Below are 23,466 nucleotides of genomic sequence, written 5' to 3' on the forward strand. Positions count from 1 at the left end.
GCCAGCGTTCTCCGCTTGGCCAGCTGCGCTCGCCCGACCAGCTCCGCCGGCCAAGCTACCCGTGGTGGAGCGGCCTACCGCGCACTAACTTTACCCTTGGACCACCGCGTGGGGGCCGATCAGATCGTGACGCCATGCGCGATCGCGTAGCCGCCCCGCAACGGCTCGGAGGTGGAGATCCAGCCGCCGCCGCCGATCTCGTTCTCGAGGGTGGCGGCGCGCAGGTCGATCTTGGCCCGGCTGGTGCCGGCGTATTCGATCGTGTCGGAACCGCCGGTGTCCCAGATCGTCGTGTAGCCGCGGTTGACGTCGACATCGTCGCTGAAGCGATAGGTGTCGTTGCCGGCGTTGCGCGCGCGCGCTCCATAGAGGTGCTGGAGGGCGGCGATGTCGATGGCGCTGAAGGAGCCGGGCTGCGCGTTGACCGACGTGCCGGGATCGAAGGCGGCGGTGAACGGGTTGTCCTCCGCCAGGAACGACCACGTATAGCTCATCACCGTATTCAGTTGGGAGTTCAGGAAGGTCGTGCCCTGGTCGCCGGGTTCCTGGATGCCGGGCAGTTTCCCAAAGGTGCCGCCGTCCTGGTCATGGGAATGCTTCAGGCCGAGGGCGTGGCCGAACTCATGAAACCAGGTCAGGGAAAATGTTCCGAGCCGAACGGCTTGCGCTGACCCGGCCACGTCCACGTTGATCCCCACGGCGGTCTCGACGGAGGTCGTGCCCGCGGATGGCGTGCCGGACTCGCCGCCGCCGCCCAGGTCCAGCCTGAACATGATGTTGGCCGGCTCGTCCGTCTCGCGGAACGTGAGGGCGGTGAAGGTTTCGACGTTGGCCACCACCTCACGGTGGAAGGGTTTCCAGTCACCCTCGTCGAAATCGTCGATCCCGTTCGCGTTGATGTCGCCGAACTTGAAACCGATCGTGACCTCGGACCCAGACCAGGCTTGCCCCATCAGCAAACCGTTGACGACAGCATTTCCGGACGGCGGAGCCGCGATGCCCACTGAAGACATATGAAATCCTTGGAATGATTTGTATTATTTGCGATTTGTAGGTCTATCATAGATTCGCTACGGCGCTATAGCCTCAATCAGATAATACAAATTCCGTCTTAGTCAGACTTAATAGGGGCCTAATAAATCATCGAAGATAATATGTCCCCCTATTTTGGGTTTACGGATGCACGATCGACCTTGATGGAGAATTTTATCTATTTGGGCTCGGGATCCGCGACCGGCCACCGACTGTCGCGGATCCCGCGTCCGCCCTGTCCAAGCAAAAAGCTCCAAGCAAAAAGCTGCATCCCTGTTTGCCCGCCGCCGGGCATGCGTGCGGTCTCACGCCGGGCATCGGCCCAACGCCCGCCCGACGTCGAGACGCGGACGATCCCGCCGAACCCGCGCCGATCGTCGACGCGCTCCTTGCCCCGCGGCTCCTTCGGCAGGCGCGAAGCGATCCCTTCGGACCGCTTCTCCATCACCGGGGAAGAGTCGCGAACGTGCCCGCCAAACCAACCCGATGCCTCCCGAGCCCCGCCGGGGGGCCCACGGTACGAACCCTTGCGCACCCACCCAACACGTCTCCGACGACGAAGCCGGGGCGCCGCTGTGGAGATTCCGGCCATCGGCCGGCGTCGTTTCGGCCACGTCCGGCCTCTTCGTAAGACAATGCGAAGATTCCCTGTCGTAGCCTATCGCCAAGGCGGTGTTGCCGGGAGGAATCGACGGAGGTGAGCGAGGTCGTAACGCTCACGGCGACCACGCCGCTCGAGGGGCCGTCGTGGGGCGAGCACGGCCGGGTCGTGTCGCGGTTCGCCGGCGACGCGGGCGGCGCCACCGCTATCGAATTCGCCTTCGTCGTCTTCCCGCTGCTGACGCTCCTGCTCCTCGTCCTCGAAGTCGGCCTCGTCTATTGGACCGGGGCGGTGCTCGACAACGGCGTCCAGGCGACGGCCAGGACGTTCTATACCGACACCGGCGCCAGTGCCGCCTCGATGGTGGACACGGTTCGCACCGGCATCTGCGAGCGCGCGAGCGGGCTCATCAACTGCGACCGCCTCAAGGTCGATCTCAGCTATTACGCGGACTTCTCGGCCGTCACCGCACCCAGTCCCGTCGATCCGGCCACCAAGACCTGGCGGACCGGGTTCGGCACCGCCCACGGCTGCACCGAGGACAGCCGGATCGTGGTGGTGCGCGCCGCCCTCGCCCAGCAGAGCGTCCACAACGCCATCGCGGGCCTCGCCACCTTCTCGGACGGCAGCCGGCTGATCCAGTCGACCATGGTCGTCACCCTCGGGCGCCGGTCCACCGGGCTCACCGGATGCTGAGCCGCGCGATCCTGCGCGCCGCCCTGGCGGGATGGCTCCGGCGTCGCACCGGTCCCGGCCGGGGACTGCGGCGGCGTTTCGCAGGCGACGAGGACGGCCTCGCCATCCTCGAATTCGCGCTGATCCTGCCGGTCCTGCTCATGACCTACATCGGGACGATCGAGGTCTCGAACATGATGGGCACCTTGCGCAAGCTCGACCTCTTCACCCAGACCGTGGGCGATTTCGCCGGGAGCGTCGCCGTGGCCAGCCGGGCGGAGATCGACGGCATGTTCGCGGCCTCGAAGGTGGTCGTGCAGCCCCTGGACGATTCCGGCATCACCATCGTCGTCAGCGCGGTGGGCGTCCTCGGCACCGTCCCATCGGGGGTCATGCGGGTGTGTTCGAGCGTCGCCGGTGCCAATGCGACGGCGCGGCCGGTGGGAGACACGCCGGCGGTCGCCCTGCCCGCGGACCAGCGGGTCGGCGGCGCGCGCATGCTCCTGGTCGAGACCCGCATGCCCTATCGGCCCATCGCCGGCTCGACCTTCACCGCCCTGTTCGGGCAGGTCCTGAGCAACATCGTCTTCTCGCGGCAGATCTACTGGCCGGTCCGCGTGGGCCTGCGCTACCACAGCCAGGCCCCCGAAGTGGTCCTGCCCGGCGGCGGCCCCTGCCCGGCCTCCTGAGGGCACGGGACGTCGGCTTCCCTCCGCGCGGGTATTCGCGGCCGGTCATCAACCGGCCATCAACCTTTCCGTGGCACGACGGAGAACCCGCCCGCCTCGGGTGTCCCCTGGCCGGGACGCCCACCGGGGCCGACGCCCGACGTCAGGGAGCCCCTGTGCCGATGATCGCGCTCATCCTCGACGACGCCGTCCTGAACAACGTCCTGATGGCCGAGGCCATCCGGTCGATACCCGATTGCGTCCCGAAGGATTTCACGGACCCGTTCGCGGCCCTGGCCTTCGTCGAGGCGCACGGGGCCGAGATCGGCATCGCGATCACCGACTACGACATGCCGGGGATGAACGGCGTCGGCTTCGTCAAGGCCGTGCGGCAGGTGCCGGGGTTCGCGCACGTGCCCATCGTCATGGTGACGAGCATGGACCAGCGCGCCCTGCGCCGCGAGGCGCTGGAGGCCGGGGCCACCGACTTCCTGGCCAAGCCCTTCGAGGCCTTCGAGGTCCGCGCCCGCGTCGCCAACCTGCTCGAACTGAACCGGGCGCGACTGGAACAGGTCGACCGGGCCGCCTGGCTCGACCGCGAGGTCCGCGCCGCCACCGCCACCATCGAGGCGCGCGAGCGCGAGATCGTGACGATGCTCATGAAGGCCGCCGAGCACCGCGACACCGAAACCGGCAACCACGTCGCGCGGGTGGCGAGCTACGTCGCCCTCATCGCCCGGGGGCTCGGCTTCGACGAGGCGCAGGCCCGTCAGCTCAGCCTCGCCTCCACCATGCACGACGTCGGCAAGATCAGCGTCCCCGACGCGATCCTGCTCAAGCCGGGGCCGCTGACGCCGGTGGAGAGGGCGGAGATGGAGCTCCACGCCGACCGCGGCCGGCGCATCCTCGAGGGCAGTTCCTCGCGCATGGTCCAGATCGCCGCCGAGATCGCCGGCACCCACCACGAGCGCTGGGACGGCACCGGCTACCCCTGGGGCCTGCGCGGCGAGGCCATCCCCCTCAGCGGCCGGATCGTCGCCGTCGCCGACGTGTTCGACGCCCTCACCTCGGCGCGGCCCTACAAGGCGGCCTGGCCGCGCGAGGAGGCCCTCGCCTTCCTGTCGGAGCAGGCCGGCCGGCACTTCGACCCGCGCTGCGTGGCGGCCCTGCTGGCGACGATCGATGCGACCGACGGCTCCCTCGATCCGGCCGAACGGGCCGAGGAAAGCCGGGCGCGCATGGCGCTGGCCCGTCCCCCGGATGCGGCCTGAGACGGTTCCCGCTTGAATCGAGCGGGACCCGCATCACCGAGCCCGGGTGGCGCCTGAGCGAAGCCCATGTCCGCATCACGACGTGATCAACCGGAAATGGTCAGACGCGAACGCTCCGTCGTTTCGGTCGCCGCTTTCCGCCGGTCGCGGTGCCGGAGGCGATGTTGCCGCGCTGACGACATCGCTCCGGTGACATCGCCAAGCCATGGCAAATATCCGGTTACGCTAACGATTTGTTCGTCTTTCGGGAAATCCTCGAAAAATCGACCTTTGTCTTCACGGAATCGCAGAACGTTTCGGCGCTACCTCGTCTCCATAAGGAGTGCGTGGAATGATCCGTTGGTTGAGGGACGCGGCCGGTAATCGCGACGGCGGCGTGATGCTGATCTTCGCGCTTTCGCTGCCGATCCTGCTGGCCGTGAGCGCGGCGGCCCTCGAATACGGGTCCATCGTCAAGCGGCGCGGCGAACTCCAGCGCGCCGCCGACAGCGGCAGCATCGCCGGGGTCAACCAGTTCAAGCTCGCCAATGCCGACGACGCCTCTTCCGTGCAGGTGGCGATCGCCACCGCCCAGACCCAGGCGGCGGTGCAGGCCACCGCCGGGGCCACGCTCCAGGCTGCGGCGCAGGTGCTCGGGAACCATTCGAGCGTGCAGGTCACGCTCACCGAGACCGTGCCCCTGGCCATGGGCAAGCTGCTCGCGATGTCGGAGATGACGATCAAGGTGCAATCGACGGCCAAGCTGTCGGGGACGACGCGCCTGTGCCTGCTCGCCCTCGATCCCGCCGCGCGCGGCGCCTTCCACCTCGAATCCTCGGCGCGGATCACGGCGGGCGACTGCTCGCTCTACTCGAACTCGCGCCACGCCTCCGGCATCGAGGGCGAGAGCAACGCGGTCGCCCGCGCCCTCTCGACCTGCTCGGCCGGCGGCTACACCGGCAACAAGGCGAGCTTCATGCCGCCGCCGGCCACCGACTGCCCGGTGCTCAAGGACCCGCTCGCCGACCGTGCCGGCCCGTCGCTCGGCCTCTGCAAGATCCTGCCGCTGTGGTACAACCCCAAGATGCTGTTCGACGGGATCGACAGCCCGCTCTACGGCACCCAGGTGGTCAGCACCACGGCGACCCTGGAGCCGGGCACCTATTGCGGCGGCCTGCACATCACCAAGGGCGCCAAGGTCACGCTCAAGCCCGGCATCTACATCATGTCCGGCGGGCCCCTGGTGGTGGACAAGGGGTCGTCGTTCACCGGCACCAACACCGGCTTCTACTTCACAGGCCTGCGCGCCGGCCTGCTGTTCGACGAAGACAGCGTCATCAGCCTGACCGCGCCCAAGGACGGCATCATGGCGGGACTGCTGTTCTTCGAGGACCGCGCCCTCATCAACCTCCTGCCGCTGCCGCCGCCCCTCAGCGGCAAGGGGCCCGCGCCGTCCGTGATCGGGGCCGTCGTCGGCCTGCGCGAGTACCGGATCATCAGCAACGAGGCCCGCAACCTGCTGGGCACCATCTACCTGCCCGCCGGCCGCCTCATCATCGACTCGAAGAAGCCCATCGCCGACCAGTCGGCCTACACGGTGATCATCGCCCGGATGATCAACCTCTACGACGGGCCCGACCTCGTCCTCAACGCCCGCTACGGCACCACCGATATCCCCGTCCCCGAGGGCGTCGGCCCGAGCTCGGCCGATACCGTGCTGTCGCACTGATCCCTCCCGGCCCGGAGGCCGCCGGCGAGGATTTTAAGACGGCGACAACCGTCCCGGCCCTACGCTCGGCCACCCCAGGCCGGGGCCGAGACACCGTCGATGCGAAAGTCCCTCCGCCGCCTCACCCATTCCCTGGCCGGGCGGATGGCGCTGGCCGTGTTCGCTTCGGTCGCCCTGGCGCTGGTGGTCGGCACCGCCTCCAGCCTGTGGCAGGAGGTGGACCGCTACGCCGCCGCCAAGCGCGACGCCCTGGCCGTCACCGGCGAGGTGTTCGCCTCGGCCACCGCGCGGGCGACCTTCGAGAACGACACCCGGAGCGCCAACGAGACCCTGCGCGCCATCGCCCGCCGGCCGGAGCTCGTCTACACCGCCATCGAACGGCCCGACGGCAGCACCCTGGCCGACCAGGGCCTGACCATCCGCCTGGCCAGCGACCTCGACCTCGACCACACCGTCTCCGCCCTCGACCTCCTCACCACCCGCACCGCGCAGGTCCGCGTGCCGATCGTGCACCAGGGCAGCGTCGTCGGCACGCTGGTGCTCGTGGCCGATACCTCCGACCTGTTCGCGCGCCTGCTGGCCATCGTCGAGGCCTCCGCCTACGGCTCGGCGGTGGCGCTGGCGCTGGGGCTGGTGGTCTCCTGGGCGATGCAGCGCTCGATCACCCAGCCCATCGCGGCCCTGGCCGGCACCATGGAGCGGGTCCGCACCGACCAGGACTACAGCCGGGTCGCCCGGATCGCGCGGGACGACGAGGTCGGCGTGCTGGCCGCCACCTTCAACAGCCTGCTCGGAACGGTGCGCGAGCGCGATGCGCGCCTCGCCCGTCATCGCGACAGCCTGGAGCGCGACGTCGCCGACCGCACCGCCGACCTCCTGGAGGCCAAGGACGCGGCCGAGGCCGCCAACGGCGCGAAGTCCGCCTTCCTCGCCACCATGAGCCACGAGATCCGCACGCCGCTCAACGGCATGCTGGTGCTGGCCGAACTGCTCGCCGGCGCCGACCTGCCCCAGCGCCAGCGCCGCCATGCCGAGGTGATCGCACGCTCGGGCCAGACCCTGCTGTCGATCATCAACGACATCCTCGATTTCGCGAAGGTCGAGGCCGGCCGCATCGACCTCGAAGCGATCCCCGTGTCGCCGGCCGAGGTGGCCGACACGGTGGTGTCGCTGTTCTCGGAAAAGGCGCGGGAGAAGGGGCTCGATCTCGCCGCCTACGTCTCCCCGGACCTCCCCGCCCACATCACCGGCGATCCGGTCCGCCTCGGGCAGATCCTCGGCAACTTCGTCAACAACGCCCTCAAGTTCACCGAGCGGGGCTCGGTGCTGGTGCGGATCGCCCCCTCCCCCGGCGGCCTGCGCCTGAGCGTGCGCGACACCGGCATCGGGATCGCGGCCGAGGCCCGCGATTCGATCTTCTCCGCCTTCTCGCAGGCCGACCAGTCCACCACCCGCCGCTACGGCGGCACCGGCCTCGGCCTCTCCATCGCCCAGCGCCTGGTGGCGGCGATGGGCGGCACCATCGGCGTCGACAGCGAGGTCGGCACCGGCTCGACTTTCTGGGCGCAGATCCCCCTCCCGGCCGCCGCCGGGACGGAAGCCGCCCCCCCGCTCGCCCCCGGTGCACGCGGTGCGGTCGCGGTGACGCTGGCGCCCGGCGCCACCCGCGAGGTCCTGTGCGAGCGCCTCGCGCAGGCCGGCTTCGCGCTGGTTTCCGCCGAAGCCGCCGGGGAGGCCGATCGGTTCGTCGATGCCGGCGCGCTCCTCGCCAGCGGTACGAGACCCGGTCCGGGCCGGATCGTGGCGGTCGCGGGTCTCGACGAGGTCTCGGCCACGACCCTCACGAATGCGGGCCTCGCCGATGCGGTGCTGCGCTGGCCCCTCGTTCAGGACGATCTCGCGGTCGTGCTCGCGGTGCTGGCGACCGATGCGGCCTTCGACCGGTCCGAGCGGCGGCCCACGCGCAGCGACGGCACCTGGCCGCGCTTCCCCCACGCCAGGGTGCTGGTGGCCGACGACAGCGCGGTCAACCGCGAGGTCGCCATCGAGGCGCTGGCTCGGTTCGGCATCACCCTGATCGAGACCGTGAACGACGGACGCGAAGCGGTCGCCGCCTGCCAGGCCGGACCCTACGATCTCGTCCTGATGGACGGCAGCATGCCGGTGCTCGACGGCTATGACGCGAGCCGGGCGATCCGCCGGTGGGAGTCCGAGCACGGTGTGGCCCGCATGCCCATCGTGGCGGCCACCGCCCACGTGGTCGGCTCGGCCGCCAACGTCTGGCGCGAGGCCGGAATGGACGCCACGCTGACCAAGCCCTTCACCCTCCAGGCCCTGTCCGAGGTCCTGTCCCGCCTGCTCACGCCCGGCGCCGCGGTGGCCGACGGCGGCGACGTCGAGCCCGTGCCGGCGGTTCAGGAGCCCGATGGCGTCCTCGACGAGGACACCATCGCCAACCTCGAGGAGATGGGCCGGGTGTCGGACGGCGCCTTCGCCCGGCGCGTCGTGGCGATCTTCACCGAGCATGCCCCCGCCGCCATCGCCCAGTTGCGCGAGGCCACGGCCGCCGCGGACGGCGAGGCCGCCGCCCGCGCGGCCCACAGCCTCAAGTCGATGAGCCTCAACGTCGGCGGCCGGGCCCTGGCGCGCGCGCTGGCGTCCATCGAGGAGGAGGCGCGGGGCCGGGCAATCTGTCCCTCACCGGAGGCGATCGACGCGGTGGCGGGCCTCCTCACGGTGACGGTCACGGGCCTGGAGGCCCGCTTCCCCGCGCCGCTACCCGTGGCGGAAGGGCTCCCCCTCGCCTCCTGAGGCGCTCAGAACAGGTCCGGCAGGTCGCTCAGACGCGGGGCGACCCGGTCCTTGTCCGAGAGTTGTGCCTCCGCTTCCGCGACGGGCCAGGCGATGCCGACCTCGGGGTCGTTCCACGCCAGGGCGCGGTCGTGGGCGCGGCTGTAGTAGGCGTCGACCTTGTAGGCGACCATCGTCCCCGGCTCCAGGGTGCAGAACCCGTGCGCGAAGCCCGCCGGCACGAACAGCTGCTCGCCGTTCTCCGCGTCGAGACGCACCGCCACGTGGCGCCCGAAGGTGGGCGAGGCCCGGCGCAGGTCCACCGCGACATCGAGGATGCTGCCGGAAAGGACCCGGATCAGCTTGGCCTGCGCCGCCGGCGCGATCTGGAAGTGCAGGCCGCGGATCGTGCCCTGCGGCGCCGAGAACGACTGGTTGTCCTGCACGAACACGTTCGCGATGCCGGCGTCCGCCAGGACGTCCGCCCGGAAGGTCTCGCTGAACCAGCCGCGCGCGTCGCCGTGGCGGACGGGGACCACGCGCTTGACCGCGGGGATGTCGGTTTCGATCACGCGCATCGTTCGTCTCTCCTGCTCCGGGGCGCCCGGCGGTCGCGGGGGTTCTCGGGACGATCGGCCCCCCGCGTCAAGCCCGCTTGCCCGATCCGCCGGCCCCACGCTATGCCCTCGCCCGACGCGCCGGAGCGGCGCCGACGACAGGAGCGGGACCTTGGTATCCATACGACGCGCGCATGTCGTCCTCGCGGCCACGCTGCTGGCGGGCCTGTCCGTGCCGGGTCTCGCCGTGGCGCAGAAGGCGGCGGACGCCACCGGGATGTGGCTGACCGAGGGCGGCGACTCGAAGATCCGCATCGGCCGCTGCGGCGGCGGCTTCTGCGGCACCATCGCCAGCACCTCCGGCACGGGCGTCGATTCCAACAATCCGGACGCGTCGTTGAAGAACCGCAGCCTCGTCGGCGTCCAGATCATGAACGTGCGTTCGGCCACCGCCGACGGCTATGACGGAACCCTCTACAACCCCAAGGACGGCAAGACCTACTCGGGCAGTCTCAAGATCAAGGGCCCCGATACACTGGAAGTGGCCGGCTGCGTCATGAGCGTGTTCTGCAAGCGCCAGACCTGGAAGCGGGTGAACTGAACTTTTCCGACATCGAGCCGTAAGGGCGGCGGCCGGCTTCAGCCCGCCGCCTCCAGCGCCGCGACGATCGCCGCCAGCGCCGCCTCGGCGCCGGCGCCGTCGGGGCCGCCGGCCTGGGCCATGTCGCGGCGCCCGCCGCCGCCCTTGCCGCCGAGGTGTTCGGCGCCGGCGCGCACCAGGGCGACGGCGTCGTGGGTGCCGGTGAGGTCGGCGGTGACCCCGACGACGAGGCCGGCCTTGCCGTCTGCCGAGACGCCCACCAGCGCGACGACGCCAGAGCCAAGCCGGGTCTTGCCCTCGTCGGCCAGGCTCTTGAGGTCGCGTAGCTCGACGCCCTCCACCACCCGCGCCAGCAGCTTGACGCCGCCGACCTCGCGGATCTCGCTGGTGGCGCCGCCCGAGCCTGCGCCCATCGCCAGTTTCTTGCGCGCGTCCGTGAGGTCGCGTTCCAGGCGGCGGCGCTCCTCGATCAGCCCGGCGAGGCGATCGGGCACCTCCGCCACCGGCGCCTTGAGGAGCCCGGCGATCTGGCCTAGCGTGCGGCTTTCCTGGCCGCGATGGCGGCGGGCGCCATGGGCGGTCATCGCCTCGATCCGGCGTACCCCGGAGGCCACCGCGCTCTCGCCCACCACCGAGATCAGGCCGATGTCGCCGGTGCGCGCCGCATGGGTGCCGCCGCACAGTTCGATCGAGAAGGCCGGCAGGCGGCCGCCCTCCTTGGGGGCGCCATCGTCGGCGACCGGCCGGCCCATGGAGACCACGCGGACCTCGTCGCCGTACTTCTCGCCGAACAGGGCGCGGGCGCCCGATTGCACCGCCTCCTCCTGCGCCATCAGCTTGGTGACCACGGGGGTGTTCTGCAGCAGGACCGCGTTGGCGATCTCCTCGACGGCGCGCAGCTCGGCCTCGTCCATCGGCTTGGGATGGCTGAAGTCGAAGCGCAGGCGGTCGGGCGAGACCAGCGAGCCCTTCTGCGCAACATGGTCGCCGAGCACCTGGCGAAGGGCCTCGTGCAGCAGGTGGGTCGCCGAATGGTTGGCGCGGATCGCCGCGCGCCGGGCGCGGTCGACGGCGAGTTCAACCGGCTGGCCGAGGGCGAGCCGGCCCTCGTCCACGGTGACGTGGTGCACGAAGAGGTCGCCGAGCTTCTTCTCGGTGGCGGTGACGCGGGCCTCGAGGCCCGCGCCCGACAGGCGCCCGGTGTCGCCGACCTGGCCGCCGGATTCGGCGTAGAACGGGGTCTGGTTGAGGAGGGCGAGGCCGGTCTCGCCCGCCGCCAGCGCCTCGACCTCCGCGCCCTCGCGCAGGAGCGCCGTGACGATGCCCTCGGCGGTCTCGGTCTCGTAGCCGAGGAACTCGCTGGCGCCGACGCGCTCCTTCACGCCGAACCAGACCGTCTCGGTGGCGGCCTCGCCCGAGCCGGTCCAGGCGGCGCGGGCCGCCTTGCGCTGGCGCTCCATGGCGGCGCCGAAGGCGTCGGTGTCGACGCCGATGCCGCGGGCCTTGAGGGCGTCCTGGGTCAGGTCGAGGGGAAAGCCGTAGGTGTCGTAGAGGGTGAAGGCGGTCTCGCCCGACAGGTTCTGGCCGGCCGAGAGCTCGCGGGTCTCGGTATCGAGGATGGAGAGTCCGCGCTCCAGGGTGCGGCGGAACCGGGTCTCCTCCAGGCGCAGGGTCTCGGCGACGAGGTCCTCCGCGCGGGCGAGTTCGGGGTAGGCCTGGCCCATCTCGCGCACCAGGGTCGGCACGAGGCGGAACATCACCGGCTCGCGCGACCCCAGCAGTTCGAGGTGGCGCATCGCCCGGCGCATGATCCGGCGCAGGACGTAGCCGCGGCCCTCGTTGCCCGGCAGCACCCCGTCGGCGACGAGGAAGGCGGAGGCGCGCAGATGGTCGGCGACGACCCGGTAGGAGGCCCGTGTGCCGGGCTCCGGCGGCCGCCCGACCGCATGGCTGACCGCGTCGATCAGGGCCCGGAACAGATCGGTGTCGTAGTTGCTGGTGACGCCCTGGAGGATCGCGGCCATGCGCTCCAGGCCCATGCCCGTATCGACGCAAGGGCGCGGCAAAGCGAGGCGCTTGCCCGGCTCGACCTGCTCGTACTGCATGAACACGAGGTTCCAGAACTCGAGGAAGCGGTCGCCGTCCTCGTCCGGGCTGCCGGGCGGGCCGCCCTGGAGGCCCGGGCCCTGGTCGATGAAGATCTCCGAGCAAGGCCCGCACGGGCCGGTGTCGCCCATCTGCCAGAAGTTGTCGGAGGTGCCGATCCGGATGATTTTTTCATCGGAGAAGCCTGCGATCTTCCTCCACAGGTCGGCCGCCTCGTCGTCGTCGGCGTAGACGGTGACCAGGAGCCGGTCCTTGGTCAGGCCGAATTCCTTGGTGATCAGGGTCCAGGCGAACTCGATCGCATCCGGCTTGAAATAATCGCCGAAGGAGAAGTTGCCGAGCATCTCGAAGAAGGTGTGGTGCCGCGCGGTATAGCCGACGTTATCGAGGTCGTTGTGCTTGCCGCCGGCCCGGACACACTTCTGCGCGGTGGTGGCGCGGCTGTAGGGCCGCTTCTCGACGCCGGTGAAGACGTTCTTGAACTGCACCATGCCGGCATTGGTGAACATCAGCGTCGGGTCGTTGCGCGGCACCAGCGACGAGGACGCCACCGGCTCGTGGCCGGCCTTGGCGAAGTAATCGAGGAAGGTCGACCGGATCTCGTTGACGCCGCTCATCGCAATTGACTCTTGCATCGGGGGCCGACCGTAGGCCGCCGGATCGGCGGGGCCCGGCGCGGGTGGCACTCTCGCCCTCATAGGGATCAAGCGCGGCCGAGTCACGCCTTGGTGACGGTCCGTGCGCCGGAGGCGGTTTCGCATCGCGATCCGGGCGGGTTACGTAGGCGGGACAGATCCGGCGCGATGCCGAAAAGGACCCGATCCCATGCCCGTCGAAATCCGCCTCCTCGCCTGGTCCTGCCTGCTCGGCCTCGTCCACGTCATCGCCGCATCGATGAGCGGGGTGCAGCAGCGCGGGGGCTTCGCCTGGGCCTCGGGCAACCGCGAGGGCGCGACGCCGCAGGTGACCGGGGCGGCGGCGCGACTGGAGAAAGCGTCCAAGAACTTCTTCGAGACCTTCCCGATCTTCGCCGCCCTGGTCCTGGCCTGCGTCGCCACGGGACGCCACAACACCGCGGTGGTGATCGGCGCGCACCTCTACTTCTGGGCGCGCCTCGCCTACCTGCCGATCTACGGCGTCGGCATCCCGAAGGTCCGCAGCCTCGTCTGGCTGGTCTCGATCGCCGGCATCCTGATGGTGCTGTGGGGCCTGTTCATCAAGATCCTGCCCTACAGCGGCTGACGGCGGCTCCCCTCACGACGAGGCCCGCCGCGAGGGATCGCGGCGGGCCTCGTCTGCTGCGGCGAACGAGCCGCTGCGATCAGGCCTCGCCCTCGTCAAGGTCGTCGTCGGTGGGCTTGGCGGTGTCGAGGATCTTGTCGGCGAGAATGCCGGAGTTCTGGCGGATCGACGCCTCGATCTTGGCGGCGATGTCCGGGTTGTCGCGCAGGAACCCCTTCGAGTTCTCGCGGCCCTGGCCGAGGCGCTGGCTGTTGTAGGAAAACCAGGCACCCGACTTCTCGACGATGCCGGCCTTGACGCCGAGATCGATCAGCTCGCCGACCTTCGAGACGCCCTCGCCGAACATGATGTCGAACTCGACCTGCTTGAAGGGCGGCGCGACCTTGTTCTTGACGACCTTGACGCGGACCTGGTTGCCGATGGCCTCGTCGCGATCCTTGAGGGTCGAGATGCGGCGGATGTCGAGGCGCACCGAGGCGTAGAACTTGAGGGCGTTGCCGCCTGTCGTGGTCTCCGGCGAGCCGTACATGACGCCGATCTTCATCCGGATCTGGTTGATGAAGATGACCATGCACTTGGAGCGCGAGATCGAGCCGGTGAGCTTGCGCAGGGCCTGGCTCATCAGCCGGGCCTGGAGGCCGGGCTGGCTGTCGCCCATCTCGCCCTCGATCTCGGCCCGCGGCGTCAGGGCCGCCACCGAATCCACCACCAGCACGTCGATGGCGCCCGAGCGCACCAGGGTGTCGGTGATCTCCAGGGCCTGCTCGCCGGTATCGGGCTGCGAGATCAGGAGGTCGTCGAGCTGCACGCCGAGCTTACGGGCGTAGATCGGGTCGAGGGCGTGCTCGGCGTCGACGAAGGCGCAGACGCCGCCCTTCTTCTGGGCCTCGGCGATGGTGTGGAGCGCCAGCGTGGTCTTGCCCGAGGATTCCGGCCCGTAGATCTCGATGACGCGGCCGCGCGGCAGGCCGCCGACCCCGAGGGCGATGTCCAGGCCGAGGGAGCCCGTCGAGACCACCTCCACCTCGGCGATCTTGTCGTTCTTGCCCAGCCGCATGATCGAGCCTTTGCCGAAGGCCCGCTCGATCTGGGACAAGGCGGCATCGATCGCCTTGGCCTTGTCTTTGTCCACCATCGTGGGTTCCACCATCTTCAGCGCGGGCTGGGCCATTCGTCGGCATCCTTATGCAGGGGGCGGGCGCGGGGCTCAAGGCGCCGCTGCTGCCGATTTTGTACCTGTTTTGTTCTCACCGCACAAGGGCTGCTGCGCCTGTTCCCTGCCGTTCCGGCCGTGCACCCGCGCTCAGGTGCCGTAGCTCTGCACCAGCGATCCGGCCACCAGGGTCCAGCCGTCGACGAGCACGAAGAAGATCAGCTTGAACGGCAGCGCCACGGTGGCGGGCGGCACCATCATCATGCCCACCGCCATCAGGATCGAGGCCACCACGAGGTCGATGACGAGGAAGGGGATGAACAGGAGGAAGCCGATCTCGAAGGCGCGGCGCAGTTCCGAGATCATGAAGGCGGGGGTGAGCACCTCCAGCCCGACCTGCTCCGGCCCGGCCGGGGTCGGGATCTTGCCGAGATCCAGGAACAGCTTGAGGTCCTTCTCGCGGACGTTCTTCAGCATGAAGGTCTTGAACGGCGCCGAGGCCCGCTCGAAGGCCTGGGCCTGCGTGATCTGGTTGGCGAGCAGCGGCTCGATGCCGTTGCGGTAGGCCTCGCGGCCCACCGGCGCCATGACGAAGGCGGTGAGGAACAGGGCGAGGCTGACGATCACCGTGTTGGGCGGCGCCGTCTGTGTGCCGAGCGCCGAGCGCAGGATCGAGAGCACCACCACGATCCGCGTGAACGAGGTCGCCATCACCAGCACCGAGGGCGCCAGCGCCAGGACGGTGATGAGGGCGACGAGCTGGAGCGCCCGCTCGGTGACGCCGCCGGTGCCCAGATCCACCGACACGCTCTGCCCGGCGGCCCCGAAGGTGCCGGCACCCAGGAGCGCGGCCGCCAGGGACAGGCGCATCGTCCAGGCCCGCCGGGGGCGGGATGTCGTCGCCGGATCGGCGCGTTGCGGGATCATGACGCCGGCAACCTGCGTCGGACGAGGCCACGACGCAAGCGACGCGAGGCCGCGACATCCTCCGCGCGGCACTTGCCGCATGTCAGCCCTTGCGATCGAGCGGGCGCCCCAGGAGGCGCGCGAACTCCGCCTCGATCTCCTCCACCGAGAAGGGGTTGGCACCCGCCGACGCGGGCTTGGCCGGCGCGGGCGGAGGCGGCGGTGGCGGCGCGGGAGCCGGCTCCGGCTCCGGCGTGGGCTCCAGCACCGGAGTGGACTCGGGAGCAGACGCGGGTTCCTCGAACAGGCCGTCGCCGTCGGCAGGCGCCGTCTCGACGAGAGGCGTCACGACGGGCGTCGTCTCGGCGGACGTTTCGGCAGCGCTCGCCATGGCAGCCGCCACCGGATCGGGTTCCGGCGGTGCGGGCGGCTCGGGGGCGACGATGTCGGCCGGTTCCGCTTCCGGCGCCGGGGTGGGCGGTGCCACGTCCGGGACGGGCACGGCCGCCACGTCGGGTTCGGGGGCCGGCTCCGGTGCCGGCGACGGGTCCGGCTGCGGGGCGGGAGGCTGAACGCTCGCGGCGGGCGCTGGCGTGACGGCCGACGACGGGCGGCGCAACGCATCCTCCAGCTGCCGGGCCATGTCGGCGAGGATCCTGGTGTCCGCCGTTTCGGCCGGGGGCGTCGGCTCGGTCGCCGGGACGGTGACCACCGGCGCAGCCGGTGCCTCGGGTACCGTGGTGACGGCCGGCGGCGGCGGCGCCGCGACCGGTGCGGACAGGGCCGCGGCGAAGGCGGCCTCGAAATCCGGCTCCTGCGCCGCCGCCTTCTCGGCCGGCGCCGCGGCGGGCATCGCTGCCTCGGGCGGGCGGGTGCGCTCGGAGGCGACGTCCGGCTTCGGGTTCACCAGCGGCGGCGGGGTTCGCCGCATCACCCGCGCCGGCTGCACGTCCGGCTGCACCCGGCGGGCCGGCTCCTCGGATCGCATCGGGCGGACCGGTGCGGGGATGGGCGGGGGCGGCGCCGGGAAGGCGGCCGGCGGCGGCACCACGAGCGGCATCGCGAAGGGCGGCTCGCTCGGGCTCCTCCGGTCCGCGACGAGGTCGGGGGCGGCCTCCTGCGGAGGCGGCGCCGCCGGCAGCACCGGCGCCGCCTCCGGCAGGGGGGCGGGGTCGCGCGGGGGGAAGACGGGCGCCGGCGGCGGCGGCTCCTCGGTGCGGGCGTCCTCCTCGGCCGGCAGGCGCACGCCGGCGCTGCGGCTGATGTTGCGTTCCACCACCACGTCGTTGGGCCCGCCCACGAGGAGCAGGTGCTCGACGCCGTCGCGCCGCAGCAGGATGAGCTGGCGCTGCCGGTCGAGTTCGTAGACGTCGACGATGCCAAGTCGTGGCTGGCGCGGACGCGACCCCGATTTGGCGAGCTGCGCCTGGTTGCGGCCCGTGAAACGGCGGATCGTCAGAGCCAGCCCGGCCAGGACCGCGAAGATCACGACGAAGATGATGGCGAACTGGAAGGGGGACGACCCCTCCGAACCGAAGAACGCTGACAACGCGGATAACTTTCGCTGGGGGGCCACGCGAGCCCGACGCAGTACCGAGACCGTAGTATCACGGTGACCGGCGCGCCGGGCAACATCGTTAAGACTTCGTTAACAGCGAACTTCCGTCCGCCTCGATCTGCCCTGACTGACGGAGACTTAACCGCCCGTTAACCATGGAGGCGGCAGATTTTGCCCAGCGCGTCGAACCCGGAGCGGGTGCGCGGGGGGCCTGTCAGCGCCGTGTCCGTCACCGACCTGCCCATCTTCGGCATGCTGCGCACGCGGATGCAGTGGCACCAGACCCGCCAGAAGCTGCTCGCCGAGAACGTCGCCAACGCCGACATGCCGGGCTTCCGGCCGCGCGACCTCGCCGCTCCCGATCTCGGCCGGCCCGGTGCCGGCCTCGCCCAGCCGGTCGGGGCGCTCACGGGCAGTGCCGGGCTCGCCCAGACCAGCCCCGCCCATATCGCCATCGGCGGTCCCGAGGGGCCCGGTGCCGACCCGCGCCGCTTCAAGGGCTTCGAGATTCGCCCCAGCGGCAACGGCGTCAACCTGGAGGAAGAAATGATGAAGGCCGGCGATAACCAAGCCGACTACCAGCTCGCCGCCACGCTCTACCAGAAGAGCATGGAGACCCTGAAGATCGCCATCGGCAAGCGCTGATCCCGCGGCAAGCGCTGATCGCGACCCTTTTCGCCCGACGCGACGGAGACATCGCCGTGGACTTCCTCAAATCCCTGACCGTGGCGGCGGCCGGCCTCAAGGCCCAGTCGAGCCGGATGCGGGTGATCTCCGAGAACATCGCCAACGCCGATTCCGGCGCCCCCGCACCGGGCGCGGAGCCCTACCGCCGCAAGATCCCGACCTTCCGCCAGCACGTCGACCGCGAGACCGGCGCCAGCGTCATCGAGGCGGGGCGGGTGCAGCGCGACATCGCCCCGTTCAAGACGAAGTACGACCCGGGCAACCCGGCCGCCAACGAGCGCGGCGAGATCAGGATGCCCAACGTCAACAGCCTGATCGAGAACATGGACATGCGCGAGGCCCAGCGCTCCTACGAGGCCAACCTCAACATGATCACCGCCACCCGGCGGATGATTTCCAAGACCCTCGAGATCCTCAAGGCCTGATCCGGCCGGCTTCGCTTTCCGAAAGTCCCTCCCCATGGCCACCAACGCCTTTGCGGCCGGCGCCTATGCCGCCATCCAGAACATCGGCGGGCCCAAGGGCGGCGCGCCCAAGATCGCCCCGGCCACGGGCGCCGAGGGCGGGTTCTCCTCGCTGCTCGCCTCGGCCCTGGACAAGGTCGGCGACGCCGGCGCCAAGGCCGACGCCCAGGCCCTCTCGGTGGCCGGCGGTAAGGCCAACGTCGTCGACGTCGTCACGGCGGTGGCCGAGAGCGAGACCGCGATCCAGACCCTGGTCGCCGTGCGCGACCGGGTGATCTCGGCCTACGAGGAGATCATGCGGATGCAGATCTAGATCTGGCGCGGGACCCTCCTCCCCCTCGTGGGGAGGGGAGTGCGCGCTCACCGCTCCTCTTTTCGCACATGACAACCGAGTTGCCCCCACCATGACCGGCCTCGCCATCCTCGACGTCGCGCGCGACGGGATCTTCGTCTTCCTCAAGGTGGCGGGGCCGCTGATGATCGTCGCCCTCGTGGTCGGCCTCGTGGTCTCGCTGCTGCAGGCCCTCACCCAGATCCAGGAACAGACCCTCATCTACGTGCCCAAGATCGTCGCGGTCTTCGCCGCCCTCCTCCTGATGCTGCCGTTCATGGGCGATGCGCTCGCCGGCTACATGACCCGCATCGCCGCCCGCATCGTCTCGGGCCAGTGAGCGCGGCGTCGGGCGTGCTATGGGAAGGGCATGAATCTCCTCCTGCCCGGCATCGCGGCGGCCTATCTGCTCGTGTTCGCACGGGTGGGTACGCTGATGATGCTGATGCCGGGCCTGGGCGAGAACATGGTCTCGCCGCGCCTGCGGCTGGCCTTCGCGCTCCTCGTCAGCCTGATCTTGTTTCCCATGGCGCGCCCGCTCCTGCCCACGGAGGGCGGGGCGCTGGCCGGTACCGGGCTGATTACCCTGCTCATCGGCGAGCTGCTGATCGGGCTGATGCTCGGGCTGACGGTGCGGATGGTGCTGGCCGCCCTGCAGACGGCGGGCCTGATCGTGTCGCAGCAGCTCGGGTTGTCCTACGCGATGACGGTGGACCCGACGCAGGGCGGGCAGCAGGCCGCGCTCGGCAACTTCCTGCAGCTGCTCGGCATCACCCTGATCCTGGCGACCGACCTGCATCACGTCGCCCTCGACGCGGTGGCGCGCAGCTACACGCTGCTGCCCCCCGTGGGCGTGCCGGGAATGGGCGAGGCCGCCCAGCTCGCCCTGAAGGCGGTGGCCCGCGGCTTCAGCCTCGCGGTGCAGATCGCGGCGCCGTTCATCGCCTTCGGCATCCTGTTCAACTTCGGCCTCGGCATCCTGTCGCGGCTGATGCCGCAGATGCAGGTGTTCTTCGTGGCGGTGCCGGCCTCGGTGCTGATCGGGATGCTGGTGCTGTTCGGCAGCCTCGGCGTGATGATGGGCGTCTTCCTCGACGACATCGGCCGCTACCTCGGCGACCTCACCGGGCGCTGACGCCCGCCGGAGATCTGACCCGACCTGGGCAGGGAGCCTGAGCCGTGGCCGAGGGCGCAGAACAGGAAGACAAGACCGAAGAGCCGACCCCGCGACGCATCGAGAAGGCGATCGAACAGGGCAACGTGCCCAACAGCCCCGAGATCGGCACGTTCTTCATCCTGTCCGCCTTCACCCTCGTCATGCTCCTGGCCGCCGGCCCGATCGCGCATGCGATGCTGGTGTCGATGCGCGGCTTCCTCATGAACGCCCACGCCGTCCCCTCGGACGCGCACGCCTACGAGGCGATGGGTATCCGCGGGCTGCTCATCTGCGCCCAGGCCCTGGCGGTCCCGGTGGCGGTGATCGTGGTGGCCGGGCTGGCGGCGGGGTTCGCCCAGCATCCGCCGGTGTTCAGCACCGAGGCGATCGGCCTGAAGTTCGAGCGGATCTCGCCGATGTCGGGTGCCAAGCGCATCTTCGGGATGGAGGCCATGGTGCAGTTCCTCAAGGGGCTCGCCAAGCTCTCGACGGTGGGCATCGTCGCCGGGCTGATCCTGTGGGGCGAGCGCGACCGGTTCGAGCTCTTCGTCAGGCTCGATCCCACCGCGACGCTCCAGGCGATCCTGTCGATGACCCTCAAGCTCCTCGCCGGGGTGCTGTCGATCTACGTCGCCATCACCCTGGCCGACGCGCTCTACCAGCGCCATCGCTGGCGCAAGCGCCTGATGATGTCGAAGGAGGAGATCAAGCAGGAGCACAAGGAGAGCGAAGGCAGCCCCGAGGTGAAGGGCCGCATGCGCCAGATCCGAGCCCAGCGGGTGAAGAAGCGCATGATGGCAGCGGTGCCGCAGGCCACCGTGGTCGTCACCAACCCGACCCACTACGCCGTGGCCCTGCGTTACGAGGCCGGCATGGCCGCGCCCATCTGCGTCGCCAAGGGCGTCGACAGCCTGGCGCTGCGCATCCGCGCCATCGCCGCCGAGAACGGCGTGCCGGTGCTGGAGAACCCGCCGCTCGCCCGCGCGCTGCACGCCACCGTCGAGATCGACGACGAGATCCCGGCCGAGCACTACCGCGCGGTGGCCGAGGTGATCGGCTTCGTCATGCGCCTCAGGCGCCGGGCCGCATGAGGGTTGCCGCGCCGCGGGGCAGGCCCGCCCGCGGTGCGCGATTATGCACTTTCTTTCGCGAGACTTTTCCGCACCTTGGCGCGGATACCCCTTGCCGTCGCCGCGGCCGGGGCGCTAACCGATGCCTGCGGTCGATTGGGTTGACACCGGATGTCTGAGTTGAGTGGGCCAACGCCGCCGCCGTCGAGTTCCATCGACCGCTCGGAACGGCCGGGCCGGGTCGGCCTGCTCCTGGTCCTGGCCGGCGTGCTGGTGGGCGCCTCCGTCGGTTTGTCCTTCGTGGCCAACGACCAGGCCCAGCCGCTGATCCTCGGCCTCCTGGCGCTGCTGGCCATGGCGGGGGTGTTCTTCCTGTTCGCCCTGGCCATCGGCGCGATCCAGTTCAGCGGCCAGCCCGGGCGCGACGACATCACCAAGGGCATCGTCGACGCCGCGCCCGAGGGCGTCATCGTCGTGGAGGACGGCGGCCGGATCATCTACGCCAACGAGACCTACCTGCGGATCGCGGGCGGCGACACCTTCAGCAACCTGCGCCCGGTCGAGCGGGTCTTCGTCGGCTCGCCGGAGGTTTCCGAGGCGATCTATCGCCTCGCGCAGGGCGCCCGCGACGGGCGCAGCCACGTGGAGGAGATCCGCCTGTCGCCGCCGCCGGAGACCGCCACCGGCCGCAGCTTCGCGTGGTTCCGCATCGGCGTGAGGCCCCTGGAACGGCCGCGCCGCCCCGCCGCGCTCTGGATGGTGAGCGACATCACCCATGAGCGCGAGCGCCAGGAGAACGTCTTCCAGGAACTCCAGCACGCCATCGACTACCTCGACCACGCGCCCGCGGGCTTCCTGTCGATCGATCCGGCCGGCTCCATCGTCTACATGAACGCCACCCTGGCCTCCTGGCTCGGGTACGACCTCGCCACGGTCGGCTCCGGCGGGCTGCGCCTGTCCGAGATCGCGCCGGGGGCCGACATCCTGGTGGCGGCCGCCGGCCTTCCCGGCGAGGTCCGCACCGACCGCTTCGACATGGACCTGCGCCGGCGCAACGGGCATCCCCTGCCCGCCCGGCTCTACCATCGCGTCGCCTTCGGCCAGGACGCCAAGCCCGGCCCGTCCCGCACCTTCGTCCTCAACCGCTCGGCGGGGGCGGAGAGCGACGAGCCGCAGCGGGCGGCCGAGGTAAGGCTCGCCCGCTTCCTCAACAGCAGCCCCATCGCCATCGCCACCCTCGACGGCACCGGCCGCATCGCCCGGGCCAACGCCTCCTTCGCCCGCCTGTTCGGGGGCATGCCGCGCCAGGCGCCCGACGATCTCGCCGAGTCGAGCGACCCGACGATCTGGGAATCCCTGGCCGAGCGCGACCGGCCGATGCTCGAAGGGGCGCTGGCCAAGGCGGTGAGCGGTCTGGCCGAGGTGGTGCCGATCGAGGTCACCGTCGCCGGCACCGGCAACCGCTCGGCCCGGGTCTGGCTGAGCCCGGCCGGCGGCGAGGCCGCGACCGCCGCCGATCCGGGCCGCGAGCGCGACCCGGCGGAGGAACGCGCCGCCGCGCAATCCGAGCGCGAGCGCGTGATCCTCTACGCCCTCGACACCACCGCCCAGCGCCAGCTCGAACAGCAGGTCGCCCAGACCCAGAAGATGGACACCGTCGGCCAGCTCGCCGGCGGCATCGCGCACGACTTCAACAACGTCCTCCAGGCCATCATCGGCTATTCCGACCTGCTGCTCGCGAGCCACAGGCCGACCGATCCGGCCTTCCAGGACATCATGCAGATCAAGCAGAACGCCAACCGGGCGGCGAGCCTCGTGCGGCAGCTCCTGGCGTTTTCGCGTCGGCAGACCCTGCGGCCCGAGGTGATGAACGTCGGCGAGGCCCTCTCCGACCTGACGCTCCTCCTCAAGCGCCTGCTCGGCGAGCGGGTCGACCTCGACCTCAAGCACGGGCGCGACGTCTGGCCGATCAAGGCCGACGTCAACCAGTTCGAGCAGGTCATCGTCAATCTTGCCGTGAACGCGCGCGACGCGATGCCCGAGGGCGGGCGCCTGCGGATTCGCACCGCCAACGTCGTCCACAGCGACGCGGAGGCCGGCGAGGGCCGCACCGGCGCCCCGTCGGGCGACCACGTCCTGATCGAGGTGCTCGACACCGGCGAGGGCATCCCCCCGGACGTGATGGACAAGATCTTCGAGCCGTTCTTCACGACCAAGGAGATCGGCAAGGGCACCGGCCTGGGCCTCTCGACGGTGTTCGGCATCGTCAAGCAGAGCGGCGGCACCATCGACGTGCAGTCGAAGGTCGGCGAAGGCACCGCCTTCCGGATCTACTTCCCGCGCCACGAGCCGGCGGCCGAGCCGGTCGTCGAGATCGCGCCGCCCCTGACCCGCTCCCTCGACCTGCCTGCGCCGTCGACCGGCGATTCCTCCGCGGCGGCCAAGGGCAGGACCGGCACGGACGGCCAGGGGGCGCCCGCGCGAAAACCGTCGACCGACCACACCGGTCAGGGCACCATCCTGCTGGTGGAGGACGAGGATCCCGTGCGCGCGGTGAACATGCGCGCGCTCTCGGCCCGCGGCTACACCGTGCTCGAGGCCGCCTCCGGCCTCGACGCCCTGCGCATTATCGCCGACGAGACCCAGGAGATCGACCTCGTGGTCTCGGACGTGGTGATGCCCGAGATGGACGGCCCGACCCTGCTGCGCCAGCTGCGCAAGCACCGGCCCGACCTCAAGGTGATCTTCGTCTCGGGCTATGCCGAGGACGCCTTCCGCAAGAACCTGCCCGAGGGCGAGACCTTCAACTTCCTGCCCAAACCCTTCAGCCTGAAGCAGCTGGTGGAGACGGTGAAGGAGATCATCGCCCGCTGAGGCGGCGGTGAAGGGT

General features: G+C 70.4%; 20 protein-coding genes and 1 pseudogene. 14 read left to right on the forward strand and 7 right to left on the reverse strand.

Annotation, left to right across the window (positions count from 1 at the left end):
• Positions 1-119 precede the first annotated feature (119 nt).
• Both ASF39_RS06035 and ASF39_RS22255 read right to left on the reverse strand, forming a co-directional pair.
• Entirely contained in the window at positions 120-1,004 is an 885-nt protein-coding gene (locus ASF39_RS06035) for a hypothetical protein (RefSeq protein ID WP_156648416.1), read from the reverse strand.
• Positions 1,005-1,345: 341 nt separating this feature from the next.
• Positions 1,346-1,477, reverse strand: a pseudogene (locus ASF39_RS22255) (IS5/IS1182 family transposase); the annotation flags it as partial.
• 252 nt (positions 1,478-1,729) lie between these two features.
• Between ASF39_RS22255 and ASF39_RS06040 the strand changes: the two are divergent.
• From ASF39_RS06040 to ASF39_RS06060, 5 genes are all read left to right on the forward strand, one after another.
• Positions 1,730-2,329 carry a TadE/TadG family type IV pilus assembly protein gene (locus tag ASF39_RS06040; RefSeq protein WP_056281919.1) on the forward strand — a complete coding sequence of 200 codons (600 nt, stop codon included), beginning with the start codon at positions 1,730-1,732 and terminating at the stop codon, positions 2,327-2,329.
• Positions 2,323-2,997, forward strand: a complete 675-nt coding sequence (locus ASF39_RS06045; RefSeq protein WP_055881455.1) for a TadE/TadG family type IV pilus assembly protein — start codon at positions 2,323-2,325, stop codon at positions 2,995-2,997. The genes ASF39_RS06040 and ASF39_RS06045 overlap by 7 nt, the downstream gene beginning before the upstream one ends.
• Before the next feature lie 161 nt (positions 2,998-3,158).
• A complete protein-coding gene (locus ASF39_RS06050; RefSeq protein WP_056281922.1) occupies positions 3,159-4,247 on the forward strand; it encodes an HD domain-containing phosphohydrolase in 1,089 nt (362 codons plus the stop codon).
• A gap of 331 nt (positions 4,248-4,578) precedes the next feature.
• Positions 4,579-5,955 (forward strand): pilus assembly protein TadG-related protein, encoded by a 1,377-nt coding sequence (locus ASF39_RS06055; protein WP_056281924.1) that lies wholly within the window; start codon positions 4,579-4,581, stop codon positions 5,953-5,955.
• Between the two features lie 99 nt (positions 5,956-6,054).
• Complete coding sequence (locus tag ASF39_RS06060; RefSeq protein WP_056281927.1) at positions 6,055-8,766, forward strand: ATP-binding protein; 2,712 nt, start codon at positions 6,055-6,057, stop codon at positions 8,764-8,766.
• Between the two features lie 5 nt (positions 8,767-8,771).
• Here the strand turns inward: ASF39_RS06060 and rfbC are convergent, their stop codons facing one another.
• Positions 8,772-9,323 (reverse strand): dTDP-4-dehydrorhamnose 3,5-epimerase, encoded by a 552-nt coding sequence (gene rfbC / locus ASF39_RS06065; protein WP_055881470.1) that lies wholly within the window; start codon positions 9,321-9,323, stop codon positions 8,772-8,774.
• Positions 9,324-9,483: 160 nt separating this feature from the next.
• Between rfbC and ASF39_RS06070 the strand changes: the two genes are divergently transcribed.
• Positions 9,484-9,903, forward strand: coding sequence for a DUF2147 domain-containing protein (locus tag ASF39_RS06070; protein WP_244472296.1), 420 nt, complete (start codon positions 9,484-9,486; stop codon positions 9,901-9,903).
• A 38-nt stretch (positions 9,904-9,941) separates the two neighbouring features.
• On the opposite strand, the gene alaS is transcribed toward ASF39_RS06070, so the two are convergent.
• Positions 9,942-12,626 (reverse strand): alanine--tRNA ligase, encoded by a 2,685-nt coding sequence (alaS, locus tag ASF39_RS06075; protein ID WP_056281929.1) that lies wholly within the window; start codon positions 12,624-12,626, stop codon positions 9,942-9,944.
• A gap of 208 nt (positions 12,627-12,834) precedes the next feature.
• On the opposite strand from alaS, the gene ASF39_RS06080 reads away from it, so the two are divergent.
• On the forward strand, positions 12,835-13,251 hold the full coding sequence (locus tag ASF39_RS06080; protein WP_056281932.1) for an MAPEG family protein: 417 nt from the start codon (positions 12,835-12,837) through the stop codon (positions 13,249-13,251).
• Between the two features lie 79 nt (positions 13,252-13,330).
• Here the strand turns inward: ASF39_RS06080 and recA are convergent, their stop codons facing one another.
• The 3 genes from recA to ASF39_RS06095 form a co-directional block, all read right to left on the reverse strand.
• A complete protein-coding gene (gene recA / locus ASF39_RS06085; protein ID WP_055881484.1) occupies positions 13,331-14,422 on the reverse strand; it encodes a recombinase RecA in 1,092 nt (363 codons plus the stop codon).
• Between the two features lie 132 nt (positions 14,423-14,554).
• Positions 14,555-15,274: a flagellar type III secretion system pore protein FliP gene (gene fliP / locus ASF39_RS06090; protein WP_156387562.1), complete on the reverse strand. Its 720-nt coding sequence runs from the start codon at positions 15,272-15,274 to the stop codon at positions 14,555-14,557.
• A 139-nt stretch (positions 15,275-15,413) separates the two neighbouring features.
• Positions 15,414-16,859, reverse strand: a complete 1,446-nt coding sequence (locus tag ASF39_RS06095) for a hypothetical protein (protein WP_056281940.1) — start codon at positions 16,857-16,859, stop codon at positions 15,414-15,416.
• A 231-nt stretch (positions 16,860-17,090) separates the two neighbouring features.
• Here ASF39_RS06095 and flgB point away from each other — a divergent pair, with 231 nt between their 5' ends.
• The 7 genes from flgB to ASF39_RS06130 all read left to right on the forward strand — a co-directional run bounded on the left by flgB (position 17,091) and on the right by ASF39_RS06130 (position 23,450).
• The gene (flgB, locus tag ASF39_RS06100; protein WP_055881492.1) at positions 17,091-17,513 is read left to right on the forward strand and encodes a flagellar basal body rod protein FlgB; all 423 of its coding nucleotides are present in this window, start codon (positions 17,091-17,093) and stop codon (positions 17,511-17,513) included.
• Between the two features lie 56 nt (positions 17,514-17,569).
• Positions 17,570-17,980: a flagellar basal body rod protein FlgC gene (flgC, locus tag ASF39_RS06105; protein ID WP_055881496.1), complete on the forward strand. Its 411-nt coding sequence runs from the start codon at positions 17,570-17,572 to the stop codon at positions 17,978-17,980.
• Positions 17,981-18,014: 34 nt separating this feature from the next.
• Positions 18,015-18,332, forward strand: a complete 318-nt coding sequence (fliE, locus tag ASF39_RS06110) for a flagellar hook-basal body complex protein FliE (RefSeq protein ID WP_055881499.1) — start codon at positions 18,015-18,017, stop codon at positions 18,330-18,332.
• A 91-nt stretch (positions 18,333-18,423) separates the two neighbouring features.
• Positions 18,424-18,690 carry a flagellar biosynthesis protein FliQ gene (fliQ, locus tag ASF39_RS06115; protein ID WP_055881501.1) on the forward strand — a complete coding sequence of 89 codons (267 nt, stop codon included), beginning with the start codon at positions 18,424-18,426 and terminating at the stop codon, positions 18,688-18,690.
• Positions 18,691-18,720: 30 nt separating this feature from the next.
• Positions 18,721-19,485 (forward strand): flagellar biosynthetic protein FliR, encoded by a 765-nt coding sequence (fliR, locus tag ASF39_RS06120; protein ID WP_055881503.1) that lies wholly within the window; start codon positions 18,721-18,723, stop codon positions 19,483-19,485.
• Positions 19,486-19,529: 44 nt separating this feature from the next.
• A complete protein-coding gene (gene flhB, locus ASF39_RS06125) occupies positions 19,530-20,597 on the forward strand; it encodes a flagellar biosynthesis protein FlhB (RefSeq protein ID WP_056281943.1) in 1,068 nt (355 codons plus the stop codon).
• A 150-nt stretch (positions 20,598-20,747) separates the two neighbouring features.
• A complete protein-coding gene (locus ASF39_RS06130; RefSeq protein WP_055881519.1) occupies positions 20,748-23,450 on the forward strand; it encodes a response regulator in 2,703 nt (900 codons plus the stop codon).
• The last annotated feature ends 16 nt before the right edge of the window (positions 23,451-23,466 follow it).

This window comes from Methylobacterium sp. Leaf108 (assembly GCF_001423265.1).
Classification (GTDB): Bacteria; Pseudomonadota; Alphaproteobacteria; order Rhizobiales; family Beijerinckiaceae; genus Methylobacterium.